Below are 15561 nucleotides of genomic sequence, written 5' to 3'. Positions count from 1 at the left end.
GTGGGTGTCCCTGTTCGTTCAGGAGGTGTGGTGGGTGATGTCCCGCAGCGCCGTGTAGAGCGGCGCGTACAGCAGGCGGGCAACCGCGGGATCACTCGGATCGGGGCAGTCGGGCGGGAGGGTGCCTTCGCCGAAGTACGGGGCGAGGACGTCCCGCAACCCGGTCAGGAGCCCGTCCTCCTGCGGCAGCGGGGAGGAAACGGCACCGGGCGAGAGCAGTTCGGCGGTGTGCGGGGCGAAGCGGGCGTCGACGAAGACCACACGGGCCGGCACACCACCGCGCACCAGTCGGCCGATGACCTGCCAGATCGTCACCAGCTGGTCCCAGGTGAACGACCGCTTCTCGTGGTCGGACAGCCGGGAGTAGATGTATCGGCGGGACAGCAGCCTGCGCCACTCGGCGCGTGCCACGTGCCGGAACGCGAGCCCCGCCTCGTCGAGGTGCGCGGCGGCGACCGCCAGCTTGCCGAACGTGCCCTGGGCCAGTCTGGGTTCGTCGCGGGCGAAGCGGGCGGCCCAGTCGTTGATCGCGAACACGGCTAGTGCCAGGTCGTCCGGGCGCGGATGCGGACGCGCCAGGAAGAGGGCCGTGCCGAAGGCGGCGTTGCGCTGGGCGTTGAGGATGTTGTGGCCGCGCTCGACCGCCATGAGCGGGGCGACGAGTAGTTCCGCGCCGCGGTCCTCGGCGAAGGCGGCCAGGTCGCCGCGACGCAGCGCGGTGGCGCGCTCGGTGCCCGCGGGCACCGGACCCGTCCCGCGCACCGCCTGGTCCAGGTCGGCGTCGTCGGAGGCCAGAACGCGGACGCGGCCGTGCCACCGATCCATGGCGTGCAGGACGTCCGCGACGGTGTTGGCCTCCTTGTAGCTGCCGACCAGCAGGATCGCCCGCCTTCGTCGGTCGTCGGCGATCTTCGCCAGTTCCTGTTCCAGGGGGCTCGGGGCACCGCCGCGGCCCGGGGAGCCGAGCCTGCTAGCTATTGCCCGCGCTGCCGCGGGCCTGGCCTTGGGCTCGGTGCCCGACAGGCTCATCGGGCGGCCCTCGTCGTCGTACAGGAAGTGGGTGGTGAAGACCGACTGGCTCACGGCTTCCAGCGAGCGCGGCGACGGCTTGAGCACGGCGTCTACCGGCGCCGGCACATGGGCGCGGGTGGAGGTCCCGGCCCAGCTCGTGCCGGACATCAACACCACGTGGGGTCCCCGGCGCCCGATGCCCGGGTCGGCTCCTACCTCGTGCAATGAGAGCAGCAGTTCGCGGCCGACGCCGGCACAGCGGAAGAAGCGCAGGGTGCCGCTGCGCCGTCCGTCCGTATCGCGTTCCCGGTCGTCGGGCAAGTACTGAAAGCCCAGGACGTTACCCATGGGCGCCTCCGGCACCAGCGGGGCGTAGTCGAGGGGAGGACGACGGGAGAGCTCGTTGCCCGTCGAATCCAGGTGCAGGGCGGCCTCCACCTGCGGCCACAGGAAAACCAACCGGTCAAGACGGTGGTTCAGGGCACTCAGCAGGAGCATGAACTCCAAGCGTCGGGCAGTGAGATCGAGCCAGGATTCGCCCTCCGCCCTCGCGGCGGCGGGGCTGTCGGCGAGCAGGGGACGCAGTACGGTCAGGACGCGGGCGCGGGTGTCCGACGAGGACAGCGTGGCCAGCAGATCCTGGGCCAGCCGCACCAGATCGTCCGTGGTGTTCCCGTAGGGCCCGAGGCCGCCCAGCGGGTCGTCACGGAACGCGTCGAAGAGGCCGGTCAGTTCCTGACGGCGGGCGTCGGAATCGGGCCCCGACGGCTCGGGTTCCGAAACATCGTCCTCGTACGCTTCGAACAGGTCCGCCTCATCGGCCACACCGTCGGGGGTGCCCGGTGTGCGCTCCGGCCTGAACCAGTCGCCCAGCAGCTTCTCCTGGAGCGTCCAGGGGCTGAAGTACTCGATGTCGGCCCACTCGCGCAGTTCCCCGTCGGAGATCAGCAGCTTGTACAGCCGGTCCGTTGCGGCGTGCACCACGGTCAGAGAGGCGGACCAGCGCTCGATCTCCTGGTCGGTGAGCGGCAGCCGGCCCTGCCGGGACAACTCCTCGATACGGTGCGTCTGCACCTGGTCCAGCCAGGACTCGGGGCCGGGCGAGACCAGTGTCGCCGACGGGGCGAAGATCTCGTCGAGTTTCATCTGCACCGAGTCGGCCTCGTCGACGATGATGATGTCACTGCGCAGGCAGGCCAGTTCCAGGTGGCGTAGCCGTTCGTCGCCCAGATGCCGAGGCACGGCCGTCTGCACCAGACTCGCCGGGTTGGCCACCCAGATCCGGGCGTCGACGAGTTCGCGGGCCGCGCGGTGGCGCGGGCAGGCGTACCAGAGGGGGCATCCGTGGGGGGTGCCTTTGACTTCAGGTGTGCGCGGCTGCGCGGCCCGATCCCTCTGTCCGGGGCGGTAGGGGTCCGGCAGTGGGATGGAGCCCGCCGGCTCGTTGCCGGTCCTCTCCGCTGGGCGCTTCTCCGGGTACAGCGAGGTGCAGGGGGCGTCGGCGAACCGCAGCGGCTGGGCCGCCTCGGTGCCGCGCAGGGCGTCCACCACGCAGACCGTGCTCAGGTCGTCGAAGCCTGGCGCGTCGTGGTCCAGCAGGTTGGCCCGGCCACGGGAGGCCTGCCTGCGGTGCAGCCGCTGCACATGCGTCTCACGCGTGGTGAGCCCCAGGACCGGAGTCGCGGCGAGCCCGAGGTCGCGCAGCAGCGCACTGAGCCGCAGCTGCTCCGCCACATCGCCGACGACGAGCGTCGTCCGCAGTGCTGGCTTCTGCCGGGCGCCCCATACGGCGATCAGCGTCATCAGCGTCGACTTGCCCGCGCCGACCATGCCCGCGAGATGCAGCAGCCCGTCCAGCCGCAGGTCACCGTCCTCGGAGAAACCGAACCCGTCCGCGTCCCTCGGCGCAATGTGGAGCTCGGCGAGCCGACTCTCCCAGCGTCCCGGGTTGTCGACCTCCTCCTCCCGCTCCACCCGGTCCATCCAGCGCGCGGTCTCCAGCAGGTCCGCCCTGGTCAGGGTGATCGGGGCGCCGCCCCCCGGACGCCCGGCCCCGGGGTTGTGGCCCGGTACCGGTTCGGGCCGCAGCCGTTCGGGCAGGGTGACCGAGACGGCGCGCCGCCGGTCGATGAAGGTGGCCCGCCCTGCGGGCGCGATCGGCAACTCCTTGCGGGCGATCGGGGGAAGCGCGGAGAGCGCAGCGTCGTACACAGCGATTCGGTCGGAGGCGACGGCCGGTTCGCAGCGTCGCGCCGGGACGTCGTCCGCGGGGACGGTGTAGGCGCGCAGCCGCTCGGGGAGCGTCGCATACGTCTCCAGGGCCTGCCGCCAGGTACGGCGCCGCCGCAACGTCCACAGCAGATGGCGGCCGGCGGCGAGCATTACCTCGTGTTCGGTGGTCACCGCGATACCGCGGGCCCGTGCGAAGGGATAGCCGCCGAAGAGCACATACGCCCCGCGGGCCGGTTCTCCCGGCGCGAGGCGCTCCAGCAGCCGGAGCGCCAGTTCGACCTGGCAGAGCAGAGCGGGCTTCACCCCGGACAGTTCGGCGGGCACTTCGGCCCACAGCCGGGCGAGCTCCCTGCTGACCGGTTTGTGCCAGCTGTCGCGGTCACGCATCGGAGGCCTCCTGCCGTCCGCCGGGCCGGTTGCCCCGCATGCGGGTCCGGGCTCGGGCGATCAGTTCGGTGTCGGTGAGCAGTGGCAGGTTCCGGGCCGCCGCGGGGCGGTTACGTTCGTACGAGGTGACGTAGCCGGGCCGGTCGTCCACGCGGGCCTGGGGCACCACCCAGAACGCCTCGTCGTACGGGGGCTCGGGCGGAACGGGACGTGCGGCCCGGCCGAGGAAGGCGGGGTGCGCCCAATCCTTCACGTCGACCGCCCACACCCAGCCGTCGGGGAAGGTGACGTGCACGTCGTACGCGTCGTACGCGGGCCACATCCGCACCCGCAACCCGAGTGCCGACAGCCGCGCCTCCAGCTCCGCTTCGGCCCGTCCCGGACCGGTGACGAACTGGCGCAGCGGCCGTTCGAGCTGAAGCAGCCCGCCGGCCTCCTCCTTGAGGATGCGGCGCCCCAGCGGCGGCGGGCCGAGGCGGCGGCAGCGGTCCCGCTCGCACCACCAGCCGCCGCCGTGCAGCGGGGTCAGCAGGGTGAGGCAGCGGTCGCAGATCGCGTAGCCGTCACCACGAAGGTAGCTCTCCGGGACGGGCTGGTAGATACGCCGCAGCAGCTCCTTGACCGGGTCGAGGACGTGATCCATCGAGACCGCGAACTCCTCGGCCGCGGTGAGTACCGGCCGGGTGACCAGCAGCCGCCGGAACTCGGTGTACGCGTCCTCCTCGCCGTGTTCGCGGCACAGTCGCAGTGCGGCCCGGACGATTTCCCGGTCGCGCAGGGCGAGGGCGCTGTCCTGCGTCTGCTCCGCCCATTCGTGGCACAGTTCGGTCGGCCGTGAGGAGTCCGGGTCCAGCAGCAGGTCCCCGGGGCCCACGGCGTCGGCGGGAAGGTCGACCGGCCAGTCGGCCACGGGACGTTCCCGACACCATGACAGTAGGTCGGGGAGGCTCATCGGAGGCTCAGCGCCCCGCTCCAGACAGGCGAGCACGGTCCGGTCCAGGGCGCGCTGGACCTCGGGCGCATACGGCAGGGTGAAGGCTTCGAGTCCGGTCGCGGCGTCCAGCGCGGTCAGGGCCGAGGCCAACGTGCGCATCAGAGGGATGCCATGGTGGGCGGACCAATCGGCAGCGGGGGAGGGCAGGGCGTTGTCCACGCTCTCGTGCACCGTGCTCACCCGGCCTTCAGGTGGGCGCGTCCGGCGGCACAGTGCAGGAGCATCTCGCAGCCCGTGCAGTGGTCCCCCGGCGTCGGCGTGTACGTCTCGTCTACGGCCCAGGGACCCGCCAGCTCGGCGATGATCCGGCGTGCCTCGGCCTGGGTGTCGGGGTCGCCGGGGTCGATCTCCTCGCAGCCCGACCCGTCCCCGTACAGCAGTTCCAGTTCGATCAGTGACCGGCGTGGATCGCCACCGGGCACGCCCGCCGCCATCAGCAGTACCGCGAAGGGGAGTTGTGGATACGTCTCCATCAGCTCCCGCCCCTCCCAGGGACGCCGGGAGGCTGTCTTCGTCTCGTGCCAGATCCAGCCGCCGGAGCGGGTGTAGAGCAGATCGGGGTCGGCGATGAGGACCACGTCCAGCTCGGGGTCGTACGCCGTCAGACGCGGTTGCACCCGCACGGTCTCGCCGGGTGCCAGGCCGTCCAGCGGGCAGTCGAGCAAGTGTTGGGCGAGCATGGCGAGGGCGGTGGGCTGTTCGGTCTCGGACAGCCCCGGAAAAGCGTCCGGCAGGGTGACTCCGCGGCAGCTGCCCTGCCTGTGCCGTTCGTTGAGCCAGTCGTCGACCGCCCGCCCCCTGCGGACGGGCTCGCTCTCCGGTTCGCCGGACCGCAGGTGCAGCACCCGGGTGAGGTGGAACAGTGCCGGGCAGCGGGCATGGACCCGAAGATCGGCGGCCGAGACCGCCCGGCGCTTGCGGGGACGCCGCGGTCCTGCCACCCCCAGCAGCCCGGCCGCCCGGGGTGGCTGAGAGCAGCCCGAGAGGGCCTCGCACCGCTCGCACCCTGAACCGGGGTTGAGCCGGTCGTCTGCGACCACGCGGGCCAGCACGGGTTTGGCTTGCCGCGCGAACTCATATGCCGTGCGGTCGGTGTCCCAGTCCGCGAGCACCCTGTGCTCACCGTCCCCGCAGCCGACGCCGATCACCCGGACCTGCCGTGGACGGGCGGTGCCGCCCGCCGCGGGGCGGTGGATGTCACCGAAGGCGGCCTGTGAGGGAACGCCGTCGGCGGTGACGGCCGCCGCTTCGGCGATCTCGGCGGCGGGGCGGTCTTCCTTGACGGAGTTCACGGACAGCAGCCACAGTTCGCGCTCCGAACCGTCGGCGGACGCGTACCGCCGTCCCCAGGCGGTGCGTTCGTATCGCGTCGCACCGCGGTCGTCCGGCGTGTCTCTCTGGATGATGGCAGTCCACTGAGCGCGGACGGCGATCGTTGCGGGGCGCCCGAGCGCGCGGCGGCCGGTTTCGGACAGCTCACGTGCCGTCAGGTAGTTGCGCACGGCCATTTCAGCCCAACTGGCATGCGCAGTATGCCATTTCGTGTTGCCGTGGAGCCGCCGCAGTGCCGTCTCCGGATCCACCCCGTCGTACTCGATGAGGTCCAGGGTGCGCATGACGGGACCGAGTGCGAAGTCCTCGACGGGTTTGCGGCGCGGCCGTTCCGGCACCTGCCGGACGAACGGCCGTGCCCGCAGGGCGTTGCCCCGCGGGCAGTCCTGCGGATCCTCCCGCAGCAGCGGCAGCGAGGTGCGGATGAGTCCGGTATTGCCGTCGGTGCCGGGTGGGAGCGGATGGAGCGTCACGACGTTCCCTTCGCGACGGAGTTGGGAAAGGCGGCCACCCCAAGGAGAGCGTAAGTCTGTGAACTAAGTCAAGGCGCTTTTTTGTTCTGCTCTTGTGAACCGTTATCGTGGGTGCGGCACAGTGCCGTGGTGAACCGGGGGTACGGGTGGAATCCGGCGAAGTCCTCGACGGCCGCTTCCGTATAGAAGAAGCGCTCGATCAAGGGGGCATGGGAAGCATCTGGACGGCGACGGAAACCGCCACGGGGCGGCTCGTCGCGGTCAAGGTGCTGCGCCTCGACGCTTACACGCAGGGCCGGTTCACGCCGGCTGAGCGCGCGCGGCGCCGCGTCGAACTGCTGAAGCGGTTCGAGCGCGAGGGAGCGGTCCTCGAAGAGCTTGACCACCCCGCCATCCCGCGTCTGCTGCATCGCGGCTACCGCCAGGAGGAGCCGTACCTCGTGATGGAGTACGTCGATGGGCCTAGCCTGCGCGAACTCCTGGACCTGCGCCGCCCGTTCCCCTTCGGCGCGGCCGTCGCGGTCGCCGCCCAGATCGCCGAGGCCCTCGGCCACGCCCACACCAATGGCGTGGTGCACCGGGACCTCAAGCCCGGCAACGTGGTGATCGCCGCCGAGGACGGAACGGCGAAGCTGCTCGACTTCGGCATCGCCCACCTAACCGACCCTGACGCCACGCGCTACACGGCGCTCGGTGCCACCCCCGGCAGCGCCGGTTACATGGCGCCGGAGCAGCTCCGCGGCCAGCAGGACGTCTCCGCCGCGGTGGACCTCTACGCGTTCGGCTGTGTGCTGTTCGAATTGCTCACCGGCGAGAAGCCGTTCGAGGACAAGCCGGACCGGAACAAGGATGCACAGCACCTCGAAGACCTACCGCCCCGCGTCCGAGACATCAACCTCGGCATTCCGGAGGACCTCGACGACCTTGTGTGGGACCTGCTCGGCAAGACACCTGCCGACCGTCCGGCAAGTATCGGCGACGCCCTCGCCGTACTGCGCGGATACCTGCCCGTACCCGGCGACCCCGGGCCCGATCCGGAGTTGCACCCGGACCCCACGGCCCGGTACCGGCTGGGCGGAGCAGGCCTCGCCGTCGGGCATGCCGGGCCGATGGGGAAGGCGGACCCCGTCGGGCGTGCCGACCGCGTCCGCCGCGGGGGCTCCCATCGTTCCGTGCGGCGACGCGGCCTCTGGCTGGGACGCAGGGAATTCGCGGACCTGATCGCCCTGGCCAGGGCGGAACTTGCGGCGACCGGACGCGGTGCCGAATGCGAACGGCTTGCTTCGGTGCTCGCTCGCGCTGTGTCCGAGTGGGGGCTCCAGGAACCTGCTGTTACGGAAGCCCACCTGGTGTGCGGCGATGCCGCGCGCCTCGACGGCGGCACCGGCCGCGCCAAGGAGCTCTACGAGAAGGTGGTCGCGCTCGGCGACCGGCAAGAACTCCGCCACGGCGCACTGACGCTGGAGGCGCGGCTGGGCGTGGCGGAATGCCGGATCCCCGAGGGGGACCTGCGGACCGCGCTTGAGGAGTGGCGCCGGACCGCCTCGGAAACGCTGAATCTCACCTCGCCTCCGGCTCACTTGGTCGAACGGTGCCATGAGGTCGCACTCGAACTGAGCGAGCGCGGCTTCGGAGCCGAGGTCTCTTCCCTGGTCCGCCGCCTGGCCGAGTTGTAGGAGCGTCCGGCAATTGCGGCTGGCCCGCTGACCAGTGGCGGCGGTGCCAGGTGCGGTGGCCCGGCTGGTGGACGGTGGCAGAACCGGGTACGGCGGTCAGGTGCGCGGCAACCGGCCGTGGGCCAACAGATCACCGAGCGAACGGACGAGTTCGCCTCCCACTTGGCGAATCCCCTGGAGTTCCCTCTCGAACGTCGTGATCCTCCGGTAGATCTCTCCGTACCGTCGTTGCTCCTCCAGGGAGAACCGGGGCACCCGCAGCCGCCGTACATCCACACGGGACGTGGTGGACGCGTGGGTGCCCGCCTGGCGGGCATTGTCGGGAGCCCGTAGGCAGCCCGCCAGGAACCAGGGATCGAGGACCGAAGGGTCCACGCGCAGAGCGCAGAGCTGCGGCCCGAGAACCGACGGAGCCTCAGTGTCCACATGGACGTCGAAGTCCCGCGCCAGCACCGACAGGACCACATCCTGCGAAGCGGTGACGGTCAGTGCACCGCTCTTCTCGCCCCGGGCCACCTCCGCCGCTGGCAGCCAGAGCTCAGGGCCCCCGGGCCGACGAAGACCGGTCAGCACCCGTGCCCCGTCCGCCGGAGGCACACCGCGCTCCACTTCCGCCTCGGGCAGCGTCTGCCCGCCACGGATCTCCAGGGCTCCGGCCCGTTCCAGCTCGGCGACGGTGATCAGCGGCGCGATGTCGCAGGCTTCGACCGGCTCCAGGGCCGACAGCGCGCCCGCGGCGTCATGGAGTTCACTCGCATGGGCGTCGAACAGGGTCCAGGACCGTCGCATGTCCACGAGGTCGGCGGTGTGGCTGCGTGGAATGTGCCGAGCCGGTGTGAGGTCCACCGCCTCGTCCAGCAGATCGATGACCGGAACCATCACGCTTCCCGGCCCGCCCGATCCCCGGAGGGCCTTCACCACCTGCTGCGTGATCCGCTTCCAGTCGACATTGCTGCCGCCGGTTCCACCGCTCCCGCTCCCGGTGCCGCGCTGTCCGGCCACGGTGTCCACCAGGGTCACCTCGCCCGGGGAAGCCCCGGGTTCCCCGCCGGTACCCGCTGCGCGGAGCACCCACAGATGGAGGCCCACCCCGTACGGAGGTGCGGCGCCGGGTGGCAGGGCGATCACGGTCTGCAACACCCCGGCGCGCAGCAGGCCGGCCCGGATGCGCCGGCCGGCCCGCCGCGCCGCGACCGCGGGCGGCAGCACCACGACCCCGACCCCTTCCGGGGCCAGCGCGGCGGCGATGTGCTGGGCCCACGCCAGTTCGGACTCTGTGCGCGACGGCTGGCCGTACACCCAGCGCGGGTCCGTCGCGAGTTCCGCGTGCCCCCAGTCCCGCTCGTTCGACGGCGGGTTGCAGAGGATCACGTCGGCCTGTACGTCCGCCTGAGCATCGGCGCGCAGGGTGTCGGCCGCTGTCACCGTGACCTCCGGCAGGGCCGACCCTGTGTATCCAGTGGCGGCCAGCCGTGCCAGCGTCAGGGAGGCAAGCACGGGGTCGCTGTCCTGTCCCCGTAGCTCGGCCAGTCCCGAGTCGTCCCATCGCCGTCCCGCCGCCAGAAGCAGGGACCCGGTGCCGCACGCGGGATCGAGAACGACCCGTATCTCCTCGTCACGGACCGCCGAAGCGATTTCCGTCATGAGGTCCGCGAGTGGTTGGGGTGTGACGGCGATCTGCCGTACGTGGGTGCGCAGCCACCGCTCCAGCAGGAAACCGAAGGTTTCGGCAGCACCTCTGGCCTCGGCCAGGTGCAGGGTTCGCTCCAGGAGTGCGGACTGCTGCTCGTCAAGACCGGACTGCCCCGTGTCGAGCACCGCCGAAGCGGCTTGACCACTGGCGTCCGGCTTGGCGGGCTCCCCGCACAACCGCAGACCCACCTCCGCGACGAGGAGCCCCATCGCATCCCGGTCGCCCAAGGCATCGTACTCCGGCCACAGCCGTTCCAGTGGCCCCACGGCGGCCTTCAGCTTGCCTTCCTGGTGCAGCCATGCCTCGATCTCGGTGAGCGAGAACAGCGGGCTCGCATCCGTGCCCCCGACCGGTGCGGGGAAGGTCTCGTGGCGCCGCCGCCAGTTGCTGACCGCGGCACGCCCCACACCCGCGATCCGCGCGACCTCGGCGAGGGGCACGGAGACGGCGGCGGACTCTGCGGACTCGGGCATCGGACTCTCTCCGGGAGGGGCACAGACCTGCTGCGCGTGGGGTTCGCGGCCCACGCTACAGAAACTGAGCGCACGGAGCCATGCATGGCTTGACTGAGTTTATGGACGCAGTGGCGACAGCCGAAGGCGTCGCCCAGGACCCGAGCCCGACGAGAGGCTGGGCGCTGTCGAGCATCGGCATGACTGTTTGGTCTGGTGAGCCGGCTCGCAGAAGCAGTTGAGGCTCTCCGCGAGACCTTCGCCGATGGCTCATCCGCAGCCGGAACAAGATGTGCGACTTGACTCCCGAAGTGACGTCACCGCTACTGATCGAGTCCAGGCAGAGCACACCCCTGCCGCGATGGTGGAGTATGGGTCGCCTGGGACTCAGTGGGGGGAAAGACGCGCGTGCACGCTCAGGAGACCACTTTCAACGAACTCGTCCAGGGCGAGAAGCAGTACCAGGTGCCGCTCTACCAGCGCACCTACAGCTGGCAGCGGGAGGAGTTGCAGCAGCTCTGGGCCGACGTAGAGGAGTTGGTCGAGGAGCAGTTGGAAGGACGGCACCCCGCGGCGCACTTCCTCGGCTCCGTGGTGCTGGCGCCGGGCCGGATCACCGCGGGCGGCATGCAGCGCTGGCTCGTCGTCGACGGCCAGCAGCGGCTCACCACCCTCATGCTCGCCTTCACCGCCCTGCGTGACCGCCACCGGGAACGTGGCTCGGAGCAGAAGGCCGAGCGCATCCACGACCTCGTGCTGGTCAACAAGTACCGAAGCGGCGACGATCACTACCGCCTCCTGCCGACGCAGGCGGACCGCGACGCCTTCACCGCCTGCGTCGAGAGCTCACCCAGGGCCGGCGGCCCCGGCAATGTGGGTGCTGCCTACCGGTTCTTCCTGGGCGTCCTCGCCGAGGGCGAGGAGAACGGCGGTGAGGCGTGGACGGACGCGGTGGAGACCGTGCTCAGCGGACTGCTGTCGATCGTTGAGATCACCGCGGCGGAGGGCGACAACGTCTACCGGATCTTCGAGTCGATCAACAACACCGGGGTCGGACTCAGCCAGAGCGACCTGCTGCGCAACTACCTCTTCATGTGCCTGCCGACTCGCGGTGAGTCGGTGTACCGCAGCCTCTGGTTGCCCATGCAGGAACGGCTCGGTCCCGCCAGCCTCGAACTCCTCGTCTGGCTCGACCTGGTGGTGGCCGGCAACAGCCGGGCCAAGCAGAGCGAGATCTACCGCGACCAGAAGAAGCGCCTGGAACCACTGAGTTCCGACGAGGCGGCCCTGGAGGCCGAGATCGCCTCCCTCGCACGGCGGGCGGAACGCCTGATGCGCATCCTGGAACCCGAGCGGGAGCCCGACCCGGACCTGCGCGAAGTGCTGGAGCGGCTGTCCCGGTGGGGGGGCCAGACCCACTACCCGCTTGCGCTCCACCTGCTCGATCGCGTGGACCAGGGACAGGCCACACCCCACCAGGCCGCCCGGGCACTGGCGTACGCCGAGAGCTACATGGTGCGGCGCCTCTTCACCGGGTACTCCACCACGGGCAGCAACCGGGTGTTCATGGAGATGCCCAAGGAGATGGAGGAGGACGGCGACCCGGCTGAGGCCGTACGAGCCTTCCTTTCGAAGAACAAGACGGGCGCCCGTGTCTGGCCCGATGACGACGCGGTCCGCGAGGCCATCCGCACCCGGCCCTTCTACAAGGCGGGCCGCAGCAACCAGCGGTTCCAGGTGCTGCGCAGGCTGGAGGAGAGCTACGGAGCCAGCGAACCGGTCGACTACGCCAAGGCGCGTCTGACCGTCGAGCACGTGCTGCCGCAGAGCCCCGCCCACCAGTGGCTGGACCTGCTCGCCGAGGAGACCGAGGACGGCCAGGGACCGGAGGAACTCCACGCCCTCCTGGTCCACACACTGGGCAACCTGACCCTTTCGGCGGACAACGCGAAGCTGTCGAACCATCCGTTCCGCCGCAAGCAGGAGATCCTGGACTTCAGCGCTCTGCGGATGAACCAGGAGATCGCCGGGCGGGAGCGGTGGGGGAAGGCGGAGATCCTCGACCGGGCCGGCGACCTCGCCGACCGGGCGGTGCGGTTGTGGCCCGGCCCCGTCGCGGGCACGGCCCCCGTGGACGACGAGTGGTCCGGTTGGAAGGAGCTGCGGACCGCACTCCTCGCCATGCCGGCCGGGACATGGACGACGTACGGCGATGTAGCGGCGCTCATCGGTACCCATGCCGTCCCGGTCGGCCAGCACCTGGCGTCCAAGGCGGGTCTGCACGGCGCCTACCGGGTGCTGACGGCGGATGGCCGCGTCTCGGCGGGCTTCAGGTGGCCGGACGGCCAGGAGTCGGGGGATGCGCGGACCCGCCTGGAAGCTGAGGGCGTCCCCTTCGACGACGCCGGCCGGGCCCGTCGCTCCCACCGGCTGACCACCGCCGACCTGGCGGCGTTGCTGGGCAGGGATGTGGCTGAGGAGGCCGAGCCGTCACCGCAGGCCGACGACGAGCAGCAGGCGGCGGCCGGCCGCTTCGAGACGCAACTGCGTGACAACCAGACCAAGGAGACAGTCGACGGCGTGCTGGGCGCGCTGCGCTTCTGGGAGCAGCAAGGTGGCAGCCTCGCCTATGGCCGGGCGAGCGAGACCAGTTGTTCCCCATTGGCGCGTTTCGGCAGCGCCCCCGGCTCCCGCGCGCTGTGGCCCCTGGCGATCTATCCGGTCTCTGGCACGGTAGAGGTCGTCTTCCAGTATCTGAAGCGGCGTCCCCCGTTCGACGACGAGCCGCTGCGGCGCGAGCTGATGACCCGGCTGAACGACATCGAGGGCATCGACCTGGCTGAGGCCAAACTCGACCTGCGCCCGTCGTTCGCGGTGGAGGTCTTCGCCGAGCACAGCGACGAGATCTGCGCGGTGCTGGAGTGGTTCGCGCACACGGTGGCCCTCGCCGAGGCCCGCCGTATGGCGGACGAGGATCCCGGCACCCTCTAATACTCGGCATCCGCGGCCCCACCCACATCGCGTCGCCCCTGCACGCAGCGCTTCCCGCGGGTGCCGGGGGGCGCTGCGGGCGTCAGGGGTGCGGGTTCGTGACCGGCGCCAGGAACGGGCTGGGAGCGCCGTGCCAGGACACGCGTAGCGCCTCGCGCGCCCGTGTGCAGGCCACGAACAGCAGGCTCAGCTCGCTGGTCATGTCCTCCTGGTGCTGCTGGGCGTCGACCTCCACGGAGGTCACGGCCGACTTCATCGGCACGGTTCCGTCGCTGACGCCTGCCACGGCGACGCAGCGGAACTCCAGCCCCTTCATCCGGTGCATGGTCCCGATCCGCACACCGGGGCCACCGCGTCCGGAGCCGAGCACGCACGCCGCGATACCGGCCCGTTCCAAGGCCTGTGCGATGTCCCACCCCAGCTGGATGAAGCGCACCGCCACTCCGATGTCCTCCGCCTCCACTCCCGAGCCGGTCCAGTCCCGCACCCGGGCGACCAGGGCCTCGATCTCCTCGGGTTTGGTGGCGTGACCGGCCGTCGTGGGCCGCTCCCCGTGCATGGTGGAGCGGTACCCGGCCAGCGTCTCGTCCCCGCCGTCCATGTCGTCGGGCTCCTCGCCGGTCAACAGCGAGGAGGACCAGGCCAGGATCTCCTGAGTCGTGCGGTAGTTGATCCGCAGCCGGTGCGATCGCCCGACCACCTGGATGCCGAGCGAGCGCAGCGACACCCGGTTCCCGTAGATCCGCTGGTAGGTGTCCCCGGCGAGGAACAGATCGTCCGGGCCGGGGGGTGCCAGGGCGCGCAGGAACCGCCACTGCGCGGGGTGCAGGTCCTGGGCCTCATCGACCACGACATGGCGGTACGGCCGCTCCTCCCGATCGTCCAGGATGCGTGCGGCCTCCGCGCACACCTGCAGGAACGTCCACTCGCCCGCCTGGCGCAGCTGCTCCTCGAACGCGGAGACAGCCCGCCACACCTGAAGGCGCTTCAGCGGCGGGAGCGCGGTGCCGCGGCCGGTGCGCGGCGCCTTCAGGTACTCCTCCGGGGCTGCCAGGGACTGCGCCAGGATGATCTGACGCCATTCCTGGTCGAGGAAGACGTCCGCGAAGTCGATCCCCAGCCGCCGCGCGATCCGCGCCCAGCGGGCGGCGATCTCCTTCTGGTCGAAGACCAGCTTCAGGGGTGTGCCGCCACGCTCCGCCCGGACGACCTCGTTGGCCAGGGCGTCGACATTGACCACGCGTATCCTCGCCCGGACGTCCTCCTCCTTGACCAGTAGCCCGAGACAGCGCTCCAGCTCGGCGGCGAGGTCCTTGGTGTACGTGGTGAGCAGGACGCACCCGTCGGGGGCGTCCGCGGGCAGTCGCCGCGCCAGGTGGTACGCCCGGTGCAGGGCGACCACGGTCTTCCCGGTGCCGGGCCCGCCGGTCACCCGCGCCGGACCGGCGTAGCTCTCGTGGTACGCCACCCGGTACTGGCTCGGGTGCAGGAAGACCCGCCAGGCGTCGAACGGCCGCTCCAGGATCCCCTGCAGTTCGACGGGCCCCGACACCAGCGCGACCCGGCCGCGTGAACGGGCCATCGCGGTTCCCAGCTCATCACCGTCGTCGGCTGCGGGAGCCTGCGCGGCGGTCCGGGCGTACGCCTGCACCAGTTCCCGGTCGATCGCCTCGGGCTTCATACCGGTCGCGAGCCCCAGCAGCACGTCGTACTGCTGCTCCGGCAGCACCTTGTGCAGAGCCTCAAGATGATCCTCGTCGGGGATCAGCCGGATGACCGGCAGGATCTCCTCGTCCACACCGAGGCTGCGCAGCACGTTGTCCGGATACTCGGATGCCGGGAACAGACGGGACGGTTCATCGGCGGCCAGCGCCCGCAGCCCGGCCGTGGCCCGTTCCAGGGCCACGTCGTTGCGTATCTCGATGCCCTGGGTCGCCTCGTTCACCGACGCGCGGTGCTTGGCGGCCCAGTCGTTGGCCTTGTCGTGGGGGAGCACCTTGAGCAGCAGATAGCTGCCACCCGACTCCGCCTTCAGGACCACGCCGCGCCAGAAGTCGGTGATGCGGATGGTCCGCAGCCGCGGATCCTTCTGGTGCGTGAGCTTCTCCAGGTGCAGCCCGGCGTGCGTGGCCGCCGCGAACTTCTCGAACACCTCGAAGACGCGTTTCTGGACGGGTTTCTCCAGCGCGGCGAACTCCATCAGGAAGTCCCGGTGCATGCCGAGCGTCGCCATCCGTGCCCCCTCCAGAAGACTACGATCACTTTACTGGCCGGCTCTCACGTGCGAGGCCGGTCCGTACGTGCCAGGGCGCGAAGGTGG

Annotated in this window: 8 protein-coding genes; 2 read left to right on the top strand and 6 right to left on the bottom strand. The window is 70.8% G+C overall.

The window, feature by feature from the left end; all coding sequences use genetic code 11:
• Positions 1–18: 18 nt before the first annotated feature.
• The 4 genes from ACFYU0_RS32840 to ACFYU0_RS32825 all read right to left on the bottom strand — a co-directional run bounded on the left by ACFYU0_RS32840 (position 19) and on the right by ACFYU0_RS32825 (position 6632).
• Positions 19–3630, bottom strand: coding sequence for a hypothetical protein (locus ACFYU0_RS32840; RefSeq protein WP_389305957.1), 3612 nt, complete (start codon positions 3628–3630; stop codon positions 19–21).
• Positions 3623–4723, bottom strand: coding sequence for a Fis family transcriptional regulator (locus ACFYU0_RS32835; protein ID WP_389305956.1), 1101 nt, complete (start codon positions 4721–4723; stop codon positions 3623–3625). Before ACFYU0_RS32835 ends, ACFYU0_RS32840 begins: the two co-directional genes overlap by 8 nt.
• Positions 4724–4800: 77 nt before the next feature.
• Positions 4801–6429, bottom strand: a complete 1629-nt coding sequence (locus tag ACFYU0_RS32830) for a PD-(D/E)XK nuclease family protein (RefSeq protein ID WP_389305954.1) — start codon at positions 6427–6429, stop codon at positions 4801–4803.
• Positions 6430–6497: 68 nt separating this feature from the next.
• Positions 6498–6632, bottom strand: a complete 135-nt coding sequence (locus tag ACFYU0_RS32825; RefSeq protein ID WP_388291532.1) for a hypothetical protein — start codon at positions 6630–6632, stop codon at positions 6498–6500.
• Positions 6633–6638: 6 nt separating this feature from the next.
• Here ACFYU0_RS32825 and ACFYU0_RS32820 point away from each other — a divergent pair, with 6 nt between their 5' ends.
• Positions 6639–8105 carry a serine/threonine-protein kinase gene (locus ACFYU0_RS32820; RefSeq protein WP_389305951.1) on the top strand — a complete coding sequence of 489 codons (1467 nt, stop codon included), beginning with the start codon at positions 6639–6641 and terminating at the stop codon, positions 8103–8105.
• Between the two features lie 96 nt (positions 8106–8201).
• On the opposite strand, the gene ACFYU0_RS32815 is transcribed toward ACFYU0_RS32820, so the two are convergent.
• The gene (locus tag ACFYU0_RS32815; protein ID WP_389305949.1) at positions 8202–10271 is read right to left on the bottom strand and encodes an N-6 DNA methylase; all 2070 of its coding nucleotides are present in this window, start codon (positions 10269–10271) and stop codon (positions 8202–8204) included.
• Between the two features lie 387 nt (positions 10272–10658).
• Here ACFYU0_RS32815 and ACFYU0_RS32810 point away from each other — a divergent pair, with 387 nt between their 5' ends.
• Positions 10659–13241 (top strand): DUF262 domain-containing protein, encoded by a 2583-nt coding sequence (locus ACFYU0_RS32810; RefSeq protein ID WP_389305946.1) that lies wholly within the window; start codon positions 10659–10661, stop codon positions 13239–13241.
• Between the two features lie 82 nt (positions 13242–13323).
• Here the strand turns inward: ACFYU0_RS32810 and ACFYU0_RS32805 are convergent, their stop codons facing one another.
• Positions 13324–15474 carry a UvrD-helicase domain-containing protein gene (locus ACFYU0_RS32805; protein WP_389305944.1) on the bottom strand — a complete coding sequence of 717 codons (2151 nt, stop codon included), beginning with the start codon at positions 15472–15474 and terminating at the stop codon, positions 13324–13326.
• Positions 15475–15561: the final 87 nt, after the last annotated feature.

It is taken from the genome of Streptomyces sp. NPDC003720, assembly GCF_042875075.1.
GTDB lineage: Bacteria > Actinomycetota > Actinomycetes > Streptomycetales > Streptomycetaceae > Streptomyces.
Note: the sequence above shows the minus strand (reverse complement) of the source record. Positions and strands in the feature narration are given on the sequence as shown.